The sequence below is a fragment of the Photobacterium proteolyticum genome (assembly GCF_001939735.1).
GTDB classification, from domain to species: domain Bacteria; phylum Pseudomonadota; class Gammaproteobacteria; order Enterobacterales; family Vibrionaceae; genus Photobacterium; species Photobacterium proteolyticum.
Genome location: NZ_MJIL01000089.1, coordinates 15,304 through 34,923 on the forward strand (window position 1 = coordinate 15,304; position 19,620 = coordinate 34,923).

At 50.2% G+C, this 19,620-nt stretch carries 10 protein-coding genes; 2 read left to right on the top strand and 8 right to left on the bottom strand.

Going from position 1 to position 19,620, the window contains the following annotated elements; genetic code table 11:
• Positions 1-591 precede the first annotated feature (591 nt).
• Positions 592-2,124, top strand: a complete 1,533-nt coding sequence (gene amyS, locus BIT28_RS19985) for an alpha-amylase (protein WP_075766711.1) — start codon at positions 592-594, stop codon at positions 2,122-2,124.
• A gap of 96 nt (positions 2,125-2,220) precedes the next feature.
• Here amyS and manA read toward each other — a convergent pair whose 3' ends face one another.
• On the bottom strand, positions 2,221-3,420 hold the full coding sequence (gene manA, locus BIT28_RS19990) for a mannose-6-phosphate isomerase, class I (protein WP_075766712.1): 1,200 nt from the start codon (positions 3,418-3,420) through the stop codon (positions 2,221-2,223).
• Between the two features lie 320 nt (positions 3,421-3,740).
• Positions 3,741-5,642, bottom strand: a complete 1,902-nt coding sequence (locus tag BIT28_RS19995; protein WP_075766713.1) for a PTS fructose transporter subunit IIABC — start codon at positions 5,640-5,642, stop codon at positions 3,741-3,743.
• 453 nt (positions 5,643-6,095) lie between these two features.
• Here BIT28_RS19995 and BIT28_RS20000 point away from each other — a divergent pair, with 453 nt between their 5' ends.
• Complete coding sequence (locus tag BIT28_RS20000; protein ID WP_075766714.1) at positions 6,096-6,941, top strand: AraC family transcriptional regulator; 846 nt, start codon at positions 6,096-6,098, stop codon at positions 6,939-6,941.
• On the opposite strand, the gene BIT28_RS20005 is transcribed toward BIT28_RS20000, so the two are convergent.
• The 6 genes from BIT28_RS20005 to BIT28_RS20040 form a co-directional block, all read right to left on the bottom strand.
• Entirely contained in the window at positions 6,910-7,749 is an 840-nt protein-coding gene (locus tag BIT28_RS20005; RefSeq protein ID WP_075766715.1) for a PTS sugar transporter subunit IIA, read from the bottom strand. The two genes, BIT28_RS20000 and BIT28_RS20005, sit on opposite strands and share 32 nt — an antisense overlap.
• Before the next feature lie 37 nt (positions 7,750-7,786).
• The gene (locus BIT28_RS20010; RefSeq protein WP_075766716.1) at positions 7,787-8,089 is read right to left on the bottom strand and encodes a PTS fructose transporter subunit IIB; all 303 of its coding nucleotides are present in this window, start codon (positions 8,087-8,089) and stop codon (positions 7,787-7,789) included.
• A 182-nt stretch (positions 8,090-8,271) separates the two neighbouring features.
• Positions 8,272-13,632, bottom strand: coding sequence for a hypothetical protein (locus BIT28_RS29050; RefSeq protein WP_083651981.1), 5,361 nt, complete (start codon positions 13,630-13,632; stop codon positions 8,272-8,274).
• Between the two features lie 179 nt (positions 13,633-13,811).
• Positions 13,812-15,968 carry a type I secretion system permease/ATPase gene (locus BIT28_RS20030; RefSeq protein ID WP_075766717.1) on the bottom strand — a complete coding sequence of 719 codons (2,157 nt, stop codon included), beginning with the start codon at positions 15,966-15,968 and terminating at the stop codon, positions 13,812-13,814.
• Complete coding sequence (locus tag BIT28_RS20035; protein ID WP_075766718.1) at positions 15,968-17,353, bottom strand: HlyD family type I secretion periplasmic adaptor subunit; 1,386 nt, start codon at positions 17,351-17,353, stop codon at positions 15,968-15,970. The genes BIT28_RS20030 and BIT28_RS20035 overlap by 1 nt, the downstream gene beginning before the upstream one ends.
• Positions 17,347-19,410: a type I secretion system permease/ATPase gene (locus tag BIT28_RS20040; protein WP_075766719.1), complete on the bottom strand. Its 2,064-nt coding sequence runs from the start codon at positions 19,408-19,410 to the stop codon at positions 17,347-17,349. The genes BIT28_RS20035 and BIT28_RS20040 overlap by 7 nt, the downstream gene beginning before the upstream one ends.
• Positions 19,411-19,620: the final 210 nt, after the last annotated feature.

Sequence of the window (19,620 nt, forward strand, 5' to 3'; positions counted from 1 at the left end):
TTCTATGCTGGGCATTTACTGAATCAAGTTTTCACTGACCTGACGGCTTACTATTTCTGTGTTCAATCAGAAACAGTAGAAATACAACGGGATACTATTGCTGAAATGTACTGTTCGCACGAACCGCAAACTGGCTACGGTCAAAGTTAAGCTGAGTTGAAAACAGTGACATGAAGTTACGTAGTTTTTTCATTTTAAGCTCCTAGTATTAATCTGTAACTAATAGTTCAAACTGGTTAGCATTATCACTTAACAGTTCAATTTTGTAACTCAATTCCGTAATTAAGTTACAGATTAACTATATACGAGCTTAAAAGTGTGATCAAGATCTATTTGAGGTGAATTTTAACCACATTCAGAGTGATATCTCAAAGCTTGCTCACGACAAGAAAGTGAACGACTAGCTTCCACACAGATATCACGCTTTGTAGCCCTACAACAGACGGTTCAAAATTTGTACTAAGATCAAAAGCTTGCTTTCAAGTCCCTCACAGAATGCATACCCCATCAAGTATTCCTCGTGGCAATATATTCAAGGAAATAACGATGGCCTATAAAGCACGTTAATAATAAAAAACAAAGGTATAGAACATGACATGCTTTAAGATAAAACACGGCCTCACCCTATCCGTGACCCTACTGCTATCGCTAAATATTCATGACGCCTGTGCATCACAAAACGGCACCATGATGCAGTACTTCCATTGGTACAACAGCAATGATGGTAGCTTGTGGAACGAGGTTAAAGACAATGCCGCTTCACTCTCTGAAAATGGTATCACCTCACTTTGGCTGCCCCCTGCATACAAGGGCGCAGGCGGTAGTAACGATGTTGGTTACGGGGTTTACGATATGTATGACCTTGGAGAATTCGACCAAAAAGGATCGGTACGCACCAAATACGGCACCAAGGCGCAATACCTTGCAGCCATTAACGAAGCACACAATAACAATGTTCAAATTTATGGTGACGTTGTTTTCAACCACCGTGGTGGCGCTGACAAAAAGCTTTGGGTTGATACCGTCAGGGTCGACTGGGATGACAGAAACAAAGAACTAGGCGATAAATGGATCGAGGCCTGGGTCGACTTTACCTTCCCGGGAAGAAACGACCAATACTCAAGTTTCCACTGGACGTGGTATCACTTTGACGGCGTAGACTGGGATGATGCCGGTAAAGAGAAAGCCATCTTCAAATTTAAAGGCATCGGCAAGGCGTGGGACTGGGATGTCAGCTCCGAGAAAGGCAATTATGATTACCTCATGTATGCCGATTTAGATATGGACCATCCTGAAGTAAAACAGGAGCTTAAAGACTGGGGAGAGTGGTATCTCAATACGACGGGCGTCGATGGCTTTAGGCTAGATGCCGTTAAGCACATTAAATATCAGTATTTACAGGAGTGGATCCAATACCTCAGAGGCAAGACGGGCAAAGAGTTGTTCACCGTCGGTGAATATTGGAACTATGACGTCAACAACCTGCACAACTTCATCAGTAAAACCCAGGGTACAATGTCGTTATTTGATGCACCATTGCACATGAACTTTTATCAGGCATCACGTTCCGGCGGTCACTATGATATGAGACGACTGATGGATGGCACCCTGATGAAAGACAACCCCGTCAAGGCTGTCACAATTGTTGAAAACCATGATACCCAGCCACTACAAGCACTAGAGTCACCGGTTGACTGGTGGTTCAAACCGCTAGCCTACGCCTTCATCCTGCTAAGGGAGGAAGGATACCCGAATGTCTTCTACGCCGATTATTACGGCGCGCAATATTCCGACAAGGGGCACGACATTAATATGGCCCCGGTACGACACTTAAAAGAGCTCATCACAGCCAGGAAGAATTATGCGTACGGCAAACAACACAGCTACATGGATGATCCAAACATCATCGGCTGGACACGTGAAGGCAATGCTGAACATCCTAAATCGATGGCTGTTATCATGACCGATGCAGCAGGTGGCGGCAAATGGATGTATGCCGGTAAACCAAGTACCGAATTCAAAGATCACCTTTCGAACAGAACGGAAAGTGTCTGGACCAATAGCGATGGCTGGGCGTATTTCCCGGTCAACGGTGGATCCGTATCGGTATGGGTAAGTCAGTAAGAAAAGCCTGAATGACAGACGAAAAAAGCCAGTCATTGTGACTGGCTTTTATTGGCACCTAAGCACTAAATCGTTGATTTAAGAATCTTCTAAAAGTCAATTGTATGCGCGGGCAAATCGTCCAGTAGAAGTTACTGTATAACCGTCAGCATAAGTCGGAATAAACACAGACTCCCCTTTCTCTATAGTCAGAGTCTCACCGTTCACATGTCCAACAGTCACAGCCCCGTCTATCGCAAACAGAATTTCAGCGCTACTAGTCGTCAACGTGAGATCCTGCTGATTGTGATACACACTGAACTTAAAGTCAGGAACCGGGATCGGGTAATGCAAACCACCTTCAGAGTGCTCCGGAGCCAGAAGTAACTTATCTTCCGGCATAGAAACAAAACGTGTGCTTGTGACCAGCTCAGCAATGTCCATGTGCTTAGGCGTTAGTCCTGCTCTCAATACGTTATCAGAGTTCGCCATGATCTCCAGGCCCGTGCCATTGATATACGCATGCGGCGTACAGGCATGCAGGAACATTGCCTCACCCGGCTGTAGGGTCAACACATTGAGCATTAGCGGCGAGAACAGACCAATATCGCCCGGGTACTGCCCGGCAAGTTCCAAGATTAAAGCAAACAGTTCATCGTCTTTATTCTGCTCGGCGTAAGCCAACAGTCCAGCCAGAGCCGTTTCTTTCACTTCCCCCTGAAGCGAGAGCATTGCCTCGAAGAACTGGCGCAAACCGGTTTCATTCTGGTTTTCTTCCAGTGCTACAACCAACTCGAGCAAGTCAGCAATGTCCAGACAACGGAACAGGCTAACAATCTGACCAATCTCGCGGAAGCCATTCATTGCCTGATACGGCGTCAAAGCATAGACCAGCTCAGGTTTGTGATTAGGATCTTTGTAATTACGGTGACCAGCGCTCAGGGGAATGCCAGCGTCTTGCTCTTTGGCAAAACCAACCTCGGCTTGTGCCTTGCTTGGGTGAACCTGGATCGACAGCGCTTTCTCGGCAGCCAGCACCTTAAACAGGTACGGAAGCTCACCAAACTGGTCATCGGTCTCCACGCCAATTGTCGCGGCTTTATCTGCTGCGATAAAATCAGCAAGGCGGGTAGTCTCACCCTCAACGTCTATCTGGGAACAACCGTTTGGATGAGCACCCATCCAGATTTCTGCCTGTGGATTACCCTCAGGATTGGCAATCCCAAACAGGGATTCAATGGATGTCGTGCTTCCCCATGCATAATCTTGGATAACATTGTGCATACGGAAAAAACAAGGAGATGTGGAAACGGTCATTGTTTTACCTTACGTTAAATACTGATTTCATCAGTACAATTACTCATGGAATCAGTATCAGTCGCTATTTTACAGCGCTATTAAGCAACGCGAAATTTTAGCAGAATCTGATGATTTTGAAATGGGATTTGTCTGTCAATTGTTGAGCACTCATACCGAGTAAATTACCAGATAAAAAACGCCCTTCTTGCCCCATTAAGAGAGGAAAGAAGGGAGCGTACATGCCAGCACGGGGGTTAAGTACATATCACTCAGTGTACTGGCATGCTCTTATTACACTTTTATCTGTTTTCTCTTTATTGACTTACGCGAATCTTGACTTAGGCCAGAGCCGCCTGCGCTTTAGCCTGACGCATTTTCTTCAGGGAAATTGCTACCAGTGCCGTTACCACAGAGCCCGCAATCATACACACGATAGCCATTAGTGGTTTATTCATCGCACCCAGCAGGGCCACAACCGGACCACCGTGCGCCACGCTGTTTGTTATACCGAAAGAGAATGCCATTACTGCGGCTACCATCGAGCCCAGTACGTTGGCCGGGATCACTGACATCGGATCCTGCGCGGCAAACGGAATCGCACCTTCCGAGATACCTACCAAGCCCATGGCACTTGCCGCTTTACCGGCTTCAAGTTCAGACTCTTCGAACAAGTTAAGTTTACGACCAATAATGGTTGCCAGGCCCATACCCAGCGGTGCAACCGGGATAGCACACGCCATCGCACCCATGAACTGTGTCTGACCGCTGGCAATCATGCCGACCGAGAACAGGAAGGCCACCTTGTTGAACGGACCACCCATATCGAAACCAGCCATACCACCCAGTACGATACCCAGCAGAACCACGTTACCTGTGCTCATGCTGGTTAGCATGGCGTTCAAGCCATCCATCAAGCTGGCAATCGGGGCACCGATAACAAAGATGAACAGGCTGGAGATAAACAGGCTACCTGCAATCGGTGCAATCATGATTGGCACCAAAGGCTGGATAAACTTGTGATAGTTGATGCTCACTAGCCACTTAACAAAGTAGCCCACCAGCAGACCAGCCACAATCGCACCAATAAATCCGGTACCCGCCTCGGCACCGTAGAACGAACCGTTATTAGCGATCCAGCCGCCAATCAGGCCCGGGGCCAATGCAGGTCGGTCGGCAATCGCGTAGGCAATATAGCCGGCCAGGATAGGGATCATCAGCGTAAAGGCCACCACACCGACATCGAGCACTTTCTGCCACATGCTGCCTTCAGGAATAGCCATTCCCGCTTCAGATGGCTGACCTCCCAAGGCTAATGCCAAAGCAATAAGCAGACCACCGGTAACCACGAACGGGATCATATGCGAAACCCCGTTCATCAAATAGCGGTATAAATCTGAACGAGCCTGAGAGACTTTGCTCTCAGTCTGTGCAGGCGCATCCTCTCCCGAAACTTGGTAAGTCGCAGCCTGCAGAGCCTGGTTGATGAGCCCCTTGCCATCTTTGATCGGCGCTTTCACACCGGTTTTAACCAGCTTTTTGCCTGCGAACCGGGTCATATCTACTTGCTTGTCGCAGCTGACGATAATCGCTTCTGCGCGCTCGATTTCTTCGGCTGTTGGGCTGTTCTTTACACCAATCGAACCATTGGTTTCGACTTTCATTTCATAACCAAGCTCGGCAGCGGCTTTTTCCAACGCCTCCGCAGCAAGGTAAGTATGGGCAACACCTGCAGGGCAGCCAGTCACACCAATCAGCAACCCTTTGTCAGCTACCGGAGTTGTTTCACTCGGCTCTGTTTTTGCCAGCAACAGACCAAGTGCCTCCTGCGCGCTTTTCGCCGACATAAATTCATCAATAAATCCGTCTTCAATCAGCTTCGAAGACAATTCGGCCAGCACTTCAATATGGTGATTTGCGCCGCCATCTGGAGAAGCAATCATGAAAAAAAGTTTGGATGGCAGGCCGTCTTCCGCGCCATATTCAATACCGCTGCGACTGATACCAATCGCTACCGCAGGTTCGGACACCGCACCACTTTTGGCATGAGGCAGCGCAACACCTTCTTCAAAACCGGTGTTCCCCAGCTCTTCACGTGCATGGATATCCGCTAAAAACTGGTCCTTGTCGTTCACTCGGCCTTGCTTGTGCAGCAAGTCGATCATTTCGACAAAAACCTCTTCTTTGGTCGTCGCCTGAAGGTTCAGGCAAATCAACTGCTCATTAATCAAGTTGGTGATCATGAGTGTTCCCCCTGTATTTATACTTTTAAGTTCAGCATTCGTGTTGCCGTTGGGGATATTTTCAGCGATCCGGCTCCACTCTTATAGTGTACCAGAGAGGCATTTACTGGATATTTGTAACATCAAAACCATTTTGTGATCTAACCCTCACCTCACCAACCTCAGTTCAACATTAATGGGAATGACATGATATTCCTTATTAATTAATGAGTTAAAGGCATATTTATCTATTTTTCACAGCAAAAACGCCAATTGCCATTACGTCAAAAACAATGAACACTAGACAGTGGTAACCATGAAAAAGAGGTCGACCGGATAATTTACGTGACCCAGCTCACGGATAATATTCAATTCTATTTTACGGGTAGTAACTCTACACCGGACAATGAATAATAATGCCGACAATGACCTAACCTATTCGCTGAGCCAATCCCACCAGGAGGTACCATTACCATGGGCAAGGTATTCCATGACCTTATCGATACCCTGCTTTCCGAACGGGAGCACTTCAACCGCATTTGGTTTGCCGGGGATCAGGTCACGCCGCCCCCGTTTAGCTATCAGGTTAACTTCCCGCGCCTGGAACTGGTGATTAACGGTGAGTACATTAACGAGCTGGAAGATCCGGAGCTTGGGATCACAGAAGTCAAAATCATGGCTGGTGATGCGCTCTATATCCCGCCAAACAGCTGGAACAAGCCCAATTGGGATACGGATTGTTCAGTATTGAGTCTATTATTCGGTCGTCGCCAGCTAGGCTTTAGCTTGGTTAGTAAGGCAAAAGATCAAACCAACTTTCATGATATTCAAAAGCACAGCATCCAGACACGTACCGGCCATGCGATTGACCATATACTGTCTGCACTTAATGCCCTGTCCAAAGAACCACTCCAGCAACCAATGGACGAACACTTGCTATTGGCCCTGATGAGCTATTGCCAGAGCATGCTTTCGGTTCCGGAAAATTCGACTAAAAAGCGTAGCGAGGATCTCTATCAGGGGATCTGCATTTACATCCAGGAAAACTTTCACCGGGCAATCAGCCGTGACAGCATTGCCACCCGATTCAATATCAGCCCCAATCACCTCTCGCGCCTGTTTCGTCAACAGGGACACATGCGACTGGCCGATTATATTACCTGGGTACGGATCGAACGAGCCAAGTTCATGCTAAAGAAATACACCTTCCGATTACACGAAGTGGCTACCCGATGCGGATTTCAAGATGTGAACTATTTCTACCGGGTATTTAAGAACAAAACAGGACTTACTCCTTCGGAGTATCGCAGTTCGCTGTAAACGGGCGAGATAAGGTATGCAGCAACAGTGCTTTCAACGCCTCGGCCTGAATATTTTCCGTCAGCAAACGACAATACTCGGGAGCCAATAACGCCTGTGAAAAATGCGCAAACGCCTCGATATGTGGTCGCTGAGCAGGATAAGGTAAGGCCATGGCGATCACTCTCGTCACCGGCCCACGATTTGAGCCCCACTCAATGGCTTGCGGTAACTGAATAAGCGCCATTGCAGGCTGCTTGATTTCTGATGACATGATATGAGGCAATGCAATTCCGTTCCCCATGCAGGTCGACGAAACGCGCTCACGCTCTTGCATCAACTGAAGCAACAAGTCCGGATTTGCCGGATTAAGCATCCGGCAAATCCGGGCCAGAACCATCTCTTTTGCTTCTGTTGACTGTACGAGACCTAACTCCTTAACTGACAAATCACGGGCTGAAATTACCAGTTCAAACGGCAAATAAAAGGCCGTATTGGTCTTATCACGGCTATCGACACTGCAGGCATTACGGTTCTTTTTCTTACCACTGGTTTTCACCAACAGAAATTGCTCGGCGACAAAGTCAGTTAGCACCATGTAGGCCAGTTCGGCATCAGAGCCCTCAATAACCAGCTGGCACAGATCTCCCGGCATACAACCCAAGCTCATGATTCGAACTGGCTGCTCGGCATTAGCCTGGCACAAACGAGTGACATTTTGCATCACCACCACGGCACGAAAGTACCCTGCCAAGGTTTTCAGCTGATTGAGTTTCCAGGAAGGAATACCTTCATCACCAATAATGAAGGTGATACGACGTTCGATCATAACGCTTGAATCATAGCTTGTTAGTCAGGAGTTTTAATCAAAGTTCTTGGCAACGGCGCAACACGCTCGCCGGATCGGTCAGCACTTCTTCAATGGTAACGCAATGGATCTTGCTGCCGGTAAAGCGGGCACGGTGTTCAATTTCGATGTCGGAGGCAATCAGAACTACATCGGCTCGGCCAATATCCTGAAAGCTCAGCTGATTTTCTATCCCCATCGCGCCTTGTGTTTCAACCATGATCTGGATACCCAATGGCTGCGCCGCCTTCTTTAGCTCTGCAGCTGCCATGTAAGTATGGGCGATCCCGGTCGGGCAAGCTGTAACCGCAACAATTCTCATAAATTCTCTATAGATAACGGTGTTTAGGATGATTGTCTCGATCCGGTGAAGATAGTCAAGGAATCAGAAAGGAAAAACATATATCTCTGTAGTAAGTCATCTCGCGCACAACTATTTTGAACAAGTTATGTTTGTCACTAAAATGCAGGGGAGGCAAGCCTCCCCATTATCCTATAGGCTAGTTATACAACTGCAGCGGTTAGTTCCGGCTGCAAATTATAACGGCCATCCAGCACTTCGTTGCCACTCGATGTCCCGTCATTGCTGCTATCAAAGGCAGCCATAGCTCCAGTCAGTTTGGCCAGACGAATGCTATCAGCATCGCTATTCGCTACGCTCGCGCTCTGCTCAGAGAGCAAGGCATTACTGCTACCCTCGTTATTACCAGGTAACTCACCATGGTCGATAAAGTTAGCCAGATCATCGCCGTGAAGCCCGACATCACCAAAGCGAACTCCAGCGAGGATGCCTGACAGGTATTGACCCGCAGTTTGTGGGTTACCGTCACTGGCTGTAGGTATCGCTTCAGAGAATAGCACGTCACTACCAGCCTGCAGGCGGACATACTTTTTACCCTCCACAGTGCCTTGATGAACAGTCACCGATGCTGCATCGACGCCAGCTAAGTTCAGGATCGCACTATTATCCGGCGTCAGTTCCCAGCGGTGAGTGAACGCCTCACCCTTGGTTCTTGCCGCATAGTAAGCATTCACATCCTTAACTAATATTCGGCGTCCGTTGTCCTCAAAAATCAGACTCTCTGGTTTTTGCGGCAACGTCAGTTGACCGCCGTCTTGATGGATAAGTGACAGGCCATCTTGTCCCGGAGTCCATTCGTTAAGATCGGCATTGAGTACCAAGGAGAAAGTTGCATCAGGCTTTGACTTAAGCACCTCCAGGTTCGCTCCTGCATCCACTTCGATAGCATCGAAGCCTTCAATATAAACTTTTGCCTGATTAGTAGCACCAGAATCGAATTGTAATGACAGCCCTTCGAGACGCGCTCCCCACTGACCAGCCCAATATTCCTGATCTTTACCAGCATCCGTCACTTCAACATAGTGAGTCTGACTGCTGTAGTTTTGCAATGTGTGACTCACCTCGGCTACATCGGTAACCGTCTGCTCCCCGGTGCTCCATTGATGTAACTCTTTACCATCACTGTCCAGCAGCCTCACCGTCAACTTATAGCTATCGGCGGTATAACCGATCTTGCGGAAAGTCTCCTTGATATTGATGGCATTGTTACCATAAGTACTAACCAGATTAGAAATATCGAAACGACGAGTCCGACTACACCAACCGTAAGAGGATGTCAGGCCGTTAGCATCAACCGCAAAACCATTACCACCATTTTGTACCTGCCAGCCGTTCAGGGAATTAGGATCATCTAGCAGTTCGATAAAGCGCTCTCCCGTCTGAGGCGCAGATGCCAGATCAGTATTACCGCTGAAATCAACGTAATCGTTGCCACTACCAGTATGAACCTCCGGCGTTCCCGCACCGATTAGTAGCTGATCATCTCCTCCTCCGGCATTGATACTGGTCAGGGCAACGCCAGCAGTCAGTATATTCGACAGCTCGTTACCGCGAAGGGTGGAATCCGCTTGCCCTGCATGTGCTTCAATCAACTGGCTGCTCAACCAGTCAATCGTTTGCTGGCTCGAAAGCACCCGATCGCCAATACGGATTGTTGAGAAGCGACGAATGAAACCACTCAGTAATTCGACCGTCTGTTCGCTGGACGCTTGACCACCCCACTCGGTTAATTGGTCCCCGGAGGCAACATCTTCCACCAACGTTTGACCATTGCGACGATCAAACAACTGAATCCGGTGTGATTGCCCGTCAAACCTCAAACCAACATCGGCCTTGCTGATCCCTTCGAGGATAATGGCATTCCCTTCGTCCGTGTCATCAATAATCGCGCTGCCACCCTCTGATACTTTGATTTGGTAGATATCCTTACCTGTCCCGCCAAACAAGTGATCTACATCTCCATCCGCCACCAGCACATCGTTATCACCGCCGCCGCGCAGAATATCGTTTCCTTTGCCGCCATAGAGCACATTTTTGCCGTCATCACCAATGAGAGTATCTGCCATCTCGCCACCGACCAGCCCTTCAATATGACTGAAACGGTCTAGCACGGTTTTCTGTCCATCTTTAACGGCATAAGAGATCCCTTCTGCAAGATCGACATATAGAGTGTTCTTACTATCTTGACCATTTAGGCTATAGTCCAGAATATCAGCGCCTTCGCCGCCATCGATGACATCCACCCCGTCACCCGCCGAGATACGATCATTGCCGCTACCACCTCTTAACGTATCGGCGCCATCACCGCCAATCAGGGTATCATTACCACCTCGCCCTTCTAGGGTATCCTGACCAGCGTTACCGAACAGAATATTGCTCTCATTATCCCCCTTGAGGGTATCGGCACCGTTACTTCCCATGAGGTTTTCAAACCCCTTGAGGCTATCACCATCACTGTTCTCGCCAGTTTCAAGATCAACTGTTACTCCGACACGATCCGTATAGGCCAACGTATCGACTCCGTCTCCGCCATCTAAGTCATCGGCACCTTTACCACCATCAATCAGATCGTTGCCGCCACCGCCGCGTACCGTGTCATTTCCGTCCTGGGCAAAAATCTGATTATTTGAGTCATTACCCGTCAACGTATCGCCATGCGCAGAGCCAATCAGGTTTTCTATCCCAGCCAGAGTGTCGGTATTATTACTGCCTTTGTGAGCCTGGCCGCTTTGCAAGTTCGCTGTTACTCCCTGATTATGAACAGCATAACTTGCAGTATCAGTACCTTCACCACCATCGAGGGTATTGTTACCGGTACCGCTGCCATCCAACAAATCGTTACCACCGCGGCCATACAACTTGTCGTTACCGTTTCGACTAAACAACTGGTTATTGTTGTCGTCTCCCTTCAACACATCATCGAACTCCGACCCGGCGACATTCTCCATTCCCGTCAGCGTTGCATTCGCGCCGACTTTCTCCATCAAATAAAGGAAGAATCCTGCTGCTGAACGGTAATTGCCTTCTTCACCCCCCAACATCTGCTGTAAATTGGATGCATCGAGCTTCACATAGCCCATAACAGGATCAAATAGCATCACCTCTTTACCATCGGTCAGCACTTCCATTTTCATGTAACCGAAGGTTGGATCAAATTTAGTCAGAGCCTCCCCTAGCAGATAAACCTCACGCCCTTGTTCTTTCGCCTGACGCACAAAACTGTCATAAGCGGACTTAATCTGCGGGTCTGGGTTATTGGAGAATAGGTAGGTATTCCAACTGTCATGATGGTTATAGGCGATATAGCTCTCGACCGAGTTTTCCCGGAGCTGGGTCATCACAGAAATATCTGGCAGGCTGTCCAGTAGATAGTGGCTGGAAAAATCACGGTGATAATCATTCCAGGCACCATCCTTCTTCGCAAAGACAGAAGTGTTATACAGCCCGGCATCCAATGCGCTGATCGCTTGTTGATTCGGATTTCCCGACGCTGTTCCAGCCTGTAGATCAACGTTATAGCCAATTGCAGGCTCGTGGTCCGGCGCATAGGCCGACCAGTTGGATTGATTTGCCACCTTTTCGGCAAGCTGATCCTGAGAAGACTTCCAATCCGGATTCAACTCGCGGGACTCAAGGTTCTTGAACAAATCTTCAGTATACAAAGTATCTGTATCATCACCGCCATCGATACTATCGCTACCCAGCAACCCGATGACATCGTCATCACCTGGTCCCATGTTGATCACATCAGCACCAAGACCACCACGTCCAGTATCGTTACCCTCTCCGCCGTTGATCGTATCGTCACCACTGCCACCATTGGAATTGTCGTTACCGTCGCCACCATTGAGCTCGTCATTCCCGGCTCCACCCATCAGGATATCATTGCCGCCATGGCCATTGATGATGTCATTGCCACTGCGCCCATCCAGGTAATCGTCGTTTTCCCGACCGTTTAAGGTACGCCCAATGCTCGAGCCATCAATCAAGGCAATTCTCAGTTGTTGATCTTCCAGGTTTTTCTTAGCCTGATCAGTCAGCGCACGTGTCTCTTCCTTCCAGATGCTTGAACCATCAACACCTTCCTCTCCAAGACCAGCAGATTCGGCATCCACCATATACTTAAAGATGTCGTAGCCTTTTTCTTTGTAGAACTCACCTTGCTTGGTCATAAACTCCTTGAAGGCATCGGAGTCCAGATAGCTGTCGAAGTCCGCTTGCAGTTTCTCCTCTGGCGTACGGGTATCGACCATGTCCGCAAAGAATCCCAACACAGTGTTAATCAGACTCAAGCCGAAATTAACAACATCCAGCACCAAGGAGGCCAAGTTACCGATCACAGGGATAAAGTCACACACCAAGCTAACGACATCGAGTACCATGCCAACGCCGTCAAGAGCAGCCATCACACCATACATCGCGGCACGGCCATGATTCCCGCCACGACGTGCCTCATCGGCGACCATCGCATTCTTTGCAATACTGACAGCCCCCATACCGATAGCCAATGCACTACCAACACCAATAGCAAAGCCGACACCGGCTTTAGTCAGGCCAGAAGCAGCATCCAGCCCCACGTCTGCCACTTCCTTCGCCACCATGGTCTTACTCAGGAAGGTCGCTACATTTTTCGCTGTCCCTCCTCCTGCTCTCTTGGCAACCTGAGTCGCAACGACATTGGTTAGGGAGTAAAGCCCTTTTGCCATGCCGATCGTCCCACCGGCAATACGCAGGTCCTTCCCCATATCTGCCCCGGCTGCGATATTAATGCCGCCATGTACCACGCTGAACAAAGAGCCGGCAACCGTGGTACCGGTTCCGATGTTGTTCAATACACCTCGAGCTGAAAGACGACTGCTATTTAACTCGGTACTTTCGTTGACAGCGTTTTTCAGCAAATTATGAGCCGTTACTGACGTAGGGTACTTCTTCAGGTGCCCGTCCAGTTCATTGACCAGGTTATCGTGCTTAAGCAGCATTCCATTGAGAACAATGGAAGCCCCATCATTCAGGTCGGAAGGCAGCCCAACCATAGTTCCTCCGAAGGTCGATCCTGCTCCGGAGATATAATCACTGTATTGGTTGAGGGTCTTGACGTTGCCATTCAGGCCGGGATCAATGGTAGGGCCTGGGTTTGGATTCGGCATCGCTGTCTCAAAATCGGGAAGCAGCTCACCAGAAGCTCCGACATCAGCCATGTCAGCTGTACCCTCCAGCCCCTGATCAAAAGCCGTCAGCGCAGACAAGATCTCAGGATCCGTTGCCAGGCTCTTAAGCTGGCTGACAACCTCAGGATCCGCGCCTGATTTTCGAGCAGCCTCCGCCACCACATCAGCCATATCTGTCGGGCTCAGGGATGAGCTGTCTCCCTGGCCTGATACCATTCCCCGAATTGCCGTTGCCAGGTACTCAGTAAAGCCCTCCATGAAGTTGGCCTGCATCGCGTTATTTATACTGTCGCCTGTATTGTTGATTGCATTACCGAATGAAGTAACTTGCTCCATCGTGCTCAATCCTCTTATTGTTAAGTTTGCACCCCGGTTGCTTCCTGTTCTTCAACCTGAGGCAGGTGACCCTCACCTTAAAACCAAGGTAAGGCATGGCCCATCACAGATATACGCAGTGATGAGAACATTCAGTAGACGAAATGGATGCGAGATCAGGCACCCACATCAAAGAGCAGCTATGAAGCTACCTGCAGCTTCCAGAGCCGGGCATAGGTGCCTCCTTGCTCTAATAGCCAATCATGGGTTCCCTGCTCGACAATCTGTCCGCCATCGATCACCAGGATGCGATCAGCATGACGCAAGGTGTTGAGTCGATGGGCAATACTGATCACCGTGCGACCTTGGGTGATAGCCTCCATATTTGCCATCACCGCCGCTTCCGACTCGTAGTCCAATGCACTGGTGGCCTCATCCAGCAGCAAGATACCGGGATCAGTCAATAGCGCCCGGGCGAGGGCAATACGCTGGCGCTGGCCGCCAGATAGACGCCCGCCCTTTTCACCAACCTGGGTCTCATAGCCCTGCGGCAACTCGCGGATAAACTCATCGGCCCCTGACAGGGCTGCGGCCTCGGCCACCTCGGCATCAGTCGCCTGCGGACAACACAGACGGATGTTCTCGGCTACGGTACCCGAGAACAAAAGACTTTCTTGCAGCACCACGCTCATATTGCGGCGCAATGCCACCGGATCGGCGATGGCCAAATCGATACCATCCACCAAAACCTGTCCATGCTGGGGCACATACAGACGCTGCAACAAACGGGTAAGCGTTGATTTTCCTGATCCAGAAGGGCCGGTGATCCCCACAAACTCGCCGGGCTTTATCTCCAGATTCAAGTTGCGCAGCACTTCCTGGCTATCTTCGCTGTAGCGAAAACGCACGCCGCTAAAGCACACACCACCGCGCAGCTTGGGAACGGAGGCCAATCCGTCGTTGCCGTCCTCATCATCCTCGTCAAGAATGTCGCCAATCCGGCGCAAGGAAATAAGGGTGTGCTGAAAATCCTGCCAGACCTGTGCCAGCCTCAGAATAGGTTGAGTAACATGACCCGACAGCATATTGAACGCGACCAGCTCGCCCGGACTCAGCAGGCCGTCCATCACCAGGGTGACGCCCCACCACAGCAGCAGTGCCGACGTCAGCTTCTGGATCAATCCGATTCCCTGCCCGGCCCAAATCCCGACCACCTTGGCCCGGAACGAAGCTTTCACGAAACTCGCCAGCTGGCGCTCCCACTGATGGAGAAAGCCGGACTCCGTAGCGGTTGTCTTGATGGTTTCAATCCCGGTGACAGACTCGGCCAGAAAGGCGGTATTGTCCGCGCCCAATTCGTACTCCCGGGTCACCCGGGCTCGCAGTACCGGGCCGACAACCAGCCAGAAAAAGAAATAAACCAGCAACGAACCGAGTACCAGCCAGGTCAGCTTCGGGGCATAGCCGAACATCACGGCAAGAAACAAGCTGATGAAAGCCAGATCCAGCACCATGGTTAATGCCGATCCGGTAAGAAACTGACGGATCTGCCCCATCTCTCTCACTCGGGCGATAATTTGCCCGGTCTGTCGCTGCTGAAAATAACCGAGAGGAAGGGCAACTAAATGCTCGTACAAGCGGCTGGACAGCTCTGAATTGACCTTGCTGGCGAGGTTGGCAAACAGCCAGGATCGGAGGAAGCCATAAATGGGCTCGAACACGGCCAGCGCCAGCATCGCAATCCCCAGCACCTGAAGACTGGAAAGGCTTCTGCTGACCAGTACCCTGTCAATCACGTTCTCAAACAATATCGGAGTCACCAGGGCGATCAGCTGCAACATCAGCGACACCAGCAGCACCCGTCGAAACTGAATCACATGTTTGCGAATGGAGGGGACAAACCATCCAAAACCAAACTTTTGCTTTTTGGGCCGCTCCTCGGTATCGGCCAGCAACAGGGCTTCACCATGCCAGTGCTGACCAAACACACCAATCGGGTAGCTCCGACTGTTATCGGTAGAAGGGTGATACAGGGTAACCATATCGTCTGTAACTGCCTCTAGCACAACCCAACCCTGCTCGGTATTGAGCAACGCCGGTAACGGCAGTGCCGACAAGCGTTCCAACTGAGTGGAAATACACCGCGCCCGAAGCCCTATCCAACGCGCACACCGGCAAAGATCAAGGCTGTCCACCGCCCCCTCGCTTCGGCCAAGCTGATGTACCAACTGCTCGGGCTCTACCGCTAAATCAAAGCAACGTGCAGCCCGTACCAAGGCAAGTAGCGCCGGATCCCCTGTTGCTCGGTCAGCATTCACAGCCAGAGCATCTGTCTCAATCGTTTCTGCTACAGCCATTACCGCTCCCTCATAGCTTCAGACTGATACTGCTGCAAAGGACTCAGCAGGTAGTCAATCACTCGCCGGTCACCGGTACGAATTTCTGCGGTGATGCTCATCCCCGCCTGTAGCGGGACTTCTTTGTCATCCACAGCAATCGTATGGCGATCTATCTTTACCCGGGCAGGAAAGACCAGCCCCATCTGCTCATCTTCCACTGAGTCTCGCGACACATGGGCCACTTCCCCGCTAATCGTGCCGTAGCGGGTATATGGAAACGAGTCCACCTTGATTTCCACTGGCTGCCCGGCCTGAACAAAACCGACGTCCTTGTTCAATATCATCACTTCTGCCTCAAGCGCGGCATCATCCGGTACAATCACCAGCAATTGCTGGGCAGCCTGGATAACGCCCCCGAGGGTGTGAACTGACAGCTGCTGAACCACACCATCCACCGGCGATAGCAGGGTTTGCAGCCGGTGTTTCTCATTCGCCTTGACCAGTTCCTGCCTGATCTCGGCTATCGCACCCTGCGCCTGATTCAGTTTGTCGTAGTACTCTCGACGAATTTTGGACAGATAGCTTTCACGTTGTTCCTTCAGGCTCAGGTATTGCGCTTTCAACACATCAATCTCTGCATGTTGCTTGGAGAGGGCGCGCTCTGTTTCCAGTTGTTCACGTTCCTGCTCCAGAAGCTCCATTCGGGGGATCAGCTTGTTGGCCGCCAAAGTCTGGCGAGCGTGAAGGCGAGCACGGATGTTTGTCATCAGCATCTCCAACCCCGCGATATCGGCACGCCGAGCCTGCTGGTTGGCCAGGTTGACACTCATTTCACCATCGAGGCTGTCGAGGTTATTGGTAACCTCCAGCCACTCGCTCTGAAGGTGTTCATGAGCAGTAAGTGCCTGAACCGGAGAAACACCGTTCGGTAATTTGAATGACGCTAGCGGATCGCTTGTCAGCAAAGCCTGCAGCCGTGACTGTTCGAGCTGGCGGAAAACCAGCTTCTCCTGCAACTCACGTACTTCGGCCTCGACGCCGATGGGATTGAGGGTGATCAGGATGTCACCGGCCCTAACTCGCTGACCATCCCGGACATTAATCGCTGAAATTTCCCCTGACTCCAGCGACTGGATCACCTTGGAATGACTGGAAACGATCAACCGTCCTGCGGACCTTGCATGGATATCGAGCCGGCCGATAACAGACCAGAACAACGCTATAACCAACAGAAGCGTCAATGCCATCGCCGTCCGCCGGGTCCACGGAGCAGGCGGGCGTTCGACGATTTCCAGATACCCGGGCTGAAACTCATATTCGTCCCGCGAACGCTTCAATGCCGACGGTGCCTGACGCTCCTGCTGCAATGCCTTTCGGGCAGTTTTGAAATGCTTGATTAACATGCGGCAGACTCCTTACGTAATTCCTGCTGTAGCTGCCAGAGGCGGGCATAACAGCCTTTCAGGGCCAATAACTGCGAATGGCTGCCTGATTCAGTTATCCGCCCCTGCTCCAGGGTAATAATCCGGTCACAATGGCGGACAGTTGAAAGGCGATAGGCAATGGTGATGACAGTTCGGCCGTGGGCAATCTTCGCCATGTTGGCCTGGATCAACGCCTGGGATTCGTCATCCAGCGCACTGGTTGCTTCATCGAAGATCAAGATCCTCGGATCAGCCATCAACGCACGGGCGATGGCAATACGCTGGCGCTGACCGCCAGACAAAGAGCTGCCGCCTTCTGCCAAAACGGTGTCGTAACCAAGGGGGAGCTGCAGGATAAAGTCATGGGCACCGGCCAGTTTTGCTGCTTCAACGACGGCCTCTAACGGTACAGTGGTATCTTTAATCGCGATGTTATTGCGTACACTGCGGTTGAACATGTAATTCTCCTGCAGTACCACGCCGATCTGGCTGCGCAGATAACCGGGATCCAGGCTATATAGCGAATTACCGTCGATAAGCACTTCCCCTTCATCCGGGGTGTACAGCTTTTGCAGGATCCGGGTCAGGGTACTTTTCCCCGAGCCGGAAGGACCGACGATCCCGAGGGTTTCGCCGGGCTTGATATGCAGGTTGACGCCCTGAAGGACAGGATTTAAGTTCGGCTGATAGCGAAATAGCAAATTACGGATTTGTAAGTCGCCTTTAAGCGGGGAAGCCGGAAGAACATTGCCCTGCTCTTGCTCAACAGGCAGGTTGAGCATATCGCCGAGCTTATCGACCGCAACACGTACCTGGACAAACTGCTGCCACAGCTCTATTAACTTGGTGATAGGCTGGCTGACATGGGAAACCATCATATTAAAGGCGATCAACTGGCCTATGGTTAGTTCCAGTGACATCACCATATTTGCCCCTAACCAGATCACCCCGACACTGGTGATCTTCTGCAGGAGCATTACCCCGTGGCTGATCAGATTATTAATGCTCTGGGTGTTAAAGCCCGCCTCCACCATATCACTTGTCTGAGCTTCCCAGCGACGCTGCATACGAGGTTCAACAGCCAGGCTTTTAATCGTTTCGGCTCCGCTGACTGACTCATTCAGAAAAGACGTATTCAGCGCCGAGGTTTGAAACTGTTTTTCAATACATGCCTGCAACCGACCAGTACTGCGCCATGCCAGAAGGAAGTAAAAAGGAAGCACTACAAGAACAAGGCAAGTCAGTGGCAGCGACAACCAGGCCATGACTCCGAAGAACACAAACGTAAACGCTACATCGACACACAAGGTCAGCATTGAACCGGTCAAAAATTCACGAATGCTATCGAGTTCCTGTACCCGAGTAATAATGGCGCCGACCTGCCGGTGTTTGAAATAGAGCAACGGTAGGCCCAGCAGATGGCGAAATAACTTAATACCTAATCCGATATCAATCCGGTTGGATGTGTGTGCAAACAGGTATTCGCGAAGCCCCTTGAGCACGACTTCAAAGATACCCACGACAACCAACACCACCACGAGCACATCAAGGGTCGACAACGCCTGGTGCACCAGAACCTTGTCCATCACCACCTGGAAGAAAAGCGGCGTTGCCAGCGCCAACAATTGCAGCATCAAGGAAAACAACAACACCTCACTAAACAAGCGACGGTGACGAACAAATTCGGGAATAAACCAGGAGACATCAAACCGAAGTGACGGTCCCTGCACACGGATCACTTCACCACACCACTGCTCCTCCAGCTCTGTTAGAGAAAGGATTTTCGGTGAAGCACTTTCGGTCTCCTGAACCAACACCTCTCGCCCAGAAATGCGGGCAGCAATAGCAAATTCTCCCTGTTTGTTTTTATAGGCTAGCGGTAATTTGTCTGGTGTTAGCTGACTCAGTTTAAGTTGACCTAATGTAAGCTCAACACCGTTTTCTTTCCCATACTCATTTATTGCTTTTCGTATTTTTGTCTGAGAATTATCAAAAACAACATCTGAAGGAGTCCCACCAGAAAGCAGTATCAACATTCGACTACAAGCTAAAGCAGAATATAAACATTCTGAGTCATGCGATGATCCAAATAGCTTTTTCATTTGTATATATACTTATATTTTATAAATCACCTTACATTATTTTGAAGATGTAAGGTTGATGTGCAAGCTCTCAATACAGCGATTGAAATGATATACCTCAGCTATAAGAGTATTTTTCATGTAGCTATTATCACCACCTAATCG

Bases quoted from the DNA above. Each gene is read 5' to 3' on its own strand.
- BIT28_RS20035 (WP_075766718.1), bottom strand. From the start codon at position 17,353: ATGTTAATCAAGCATTTCAAAACTGCCCGAAAGGCATTGCAGCAGGAG.
- BIT28_RS19995 (WP_075766713.1), bottom strand. From the start codon at position 5,642: ATGATCACCAACTTGATTAATGAGCAGTTGATTTGCCTGAACCTTCAG.
- BIT28_RS29050 (WP_083651981.1), bottom strand. From the start codon at position 13,632: ATGGAGCAAGTTACTTCATTCGGTAATGCAATCAACAATACAGGCGAC.
- BIT28_RS20000 (WP_075766714.1), top strand. From the start codon at position 6,096: ATGGGCAAGGTATTCCATGACCTTATCGATACCCTGCTTTCCGAACGG.
- BIT28_RS20010 (WP_075766716.1), bottom strand. From the start codon at position 8,089: ATGAGAATTGTTGCGGTTACAGCTTGCCCGACCGGGATCGCCCATACT.
- BIT28_RS20005 (WP_075766715.1), bottom strand. From the start codon at position 7,749: ATGATCGAACGTCGTATCACCTTCATTATTGGTGATGAAGGTATTCCT.
- manA (WP_075766712.1), bottom strand. From the start codon at position 3,420: ATGACCGTTTCCACATCTCCTTGTTTTTTCCGTATGCACAATGTTATC.
- BIT28_RS20030 (WP_075766717.1), bottom strand. From the start codon at position 15,968: ATGGCTGTAGCAGAAACGATTGAGACAGATGCTCTGGCTGTGAATGCT.
- amyS (WP_075766711.1), top strand. From the start codon at position 592: ATGACATGCTTTAAGATAAAACACGGCCTCACCCTATCCGTGACCCTA.
- BIT28_RS20040 (WP_075766719.1), bottom strand. From the start codon at position 19,410: ATGTTGATACTGCTTTCTGGTGGGACTCCTTCAGATGTTGTTTTTGAT.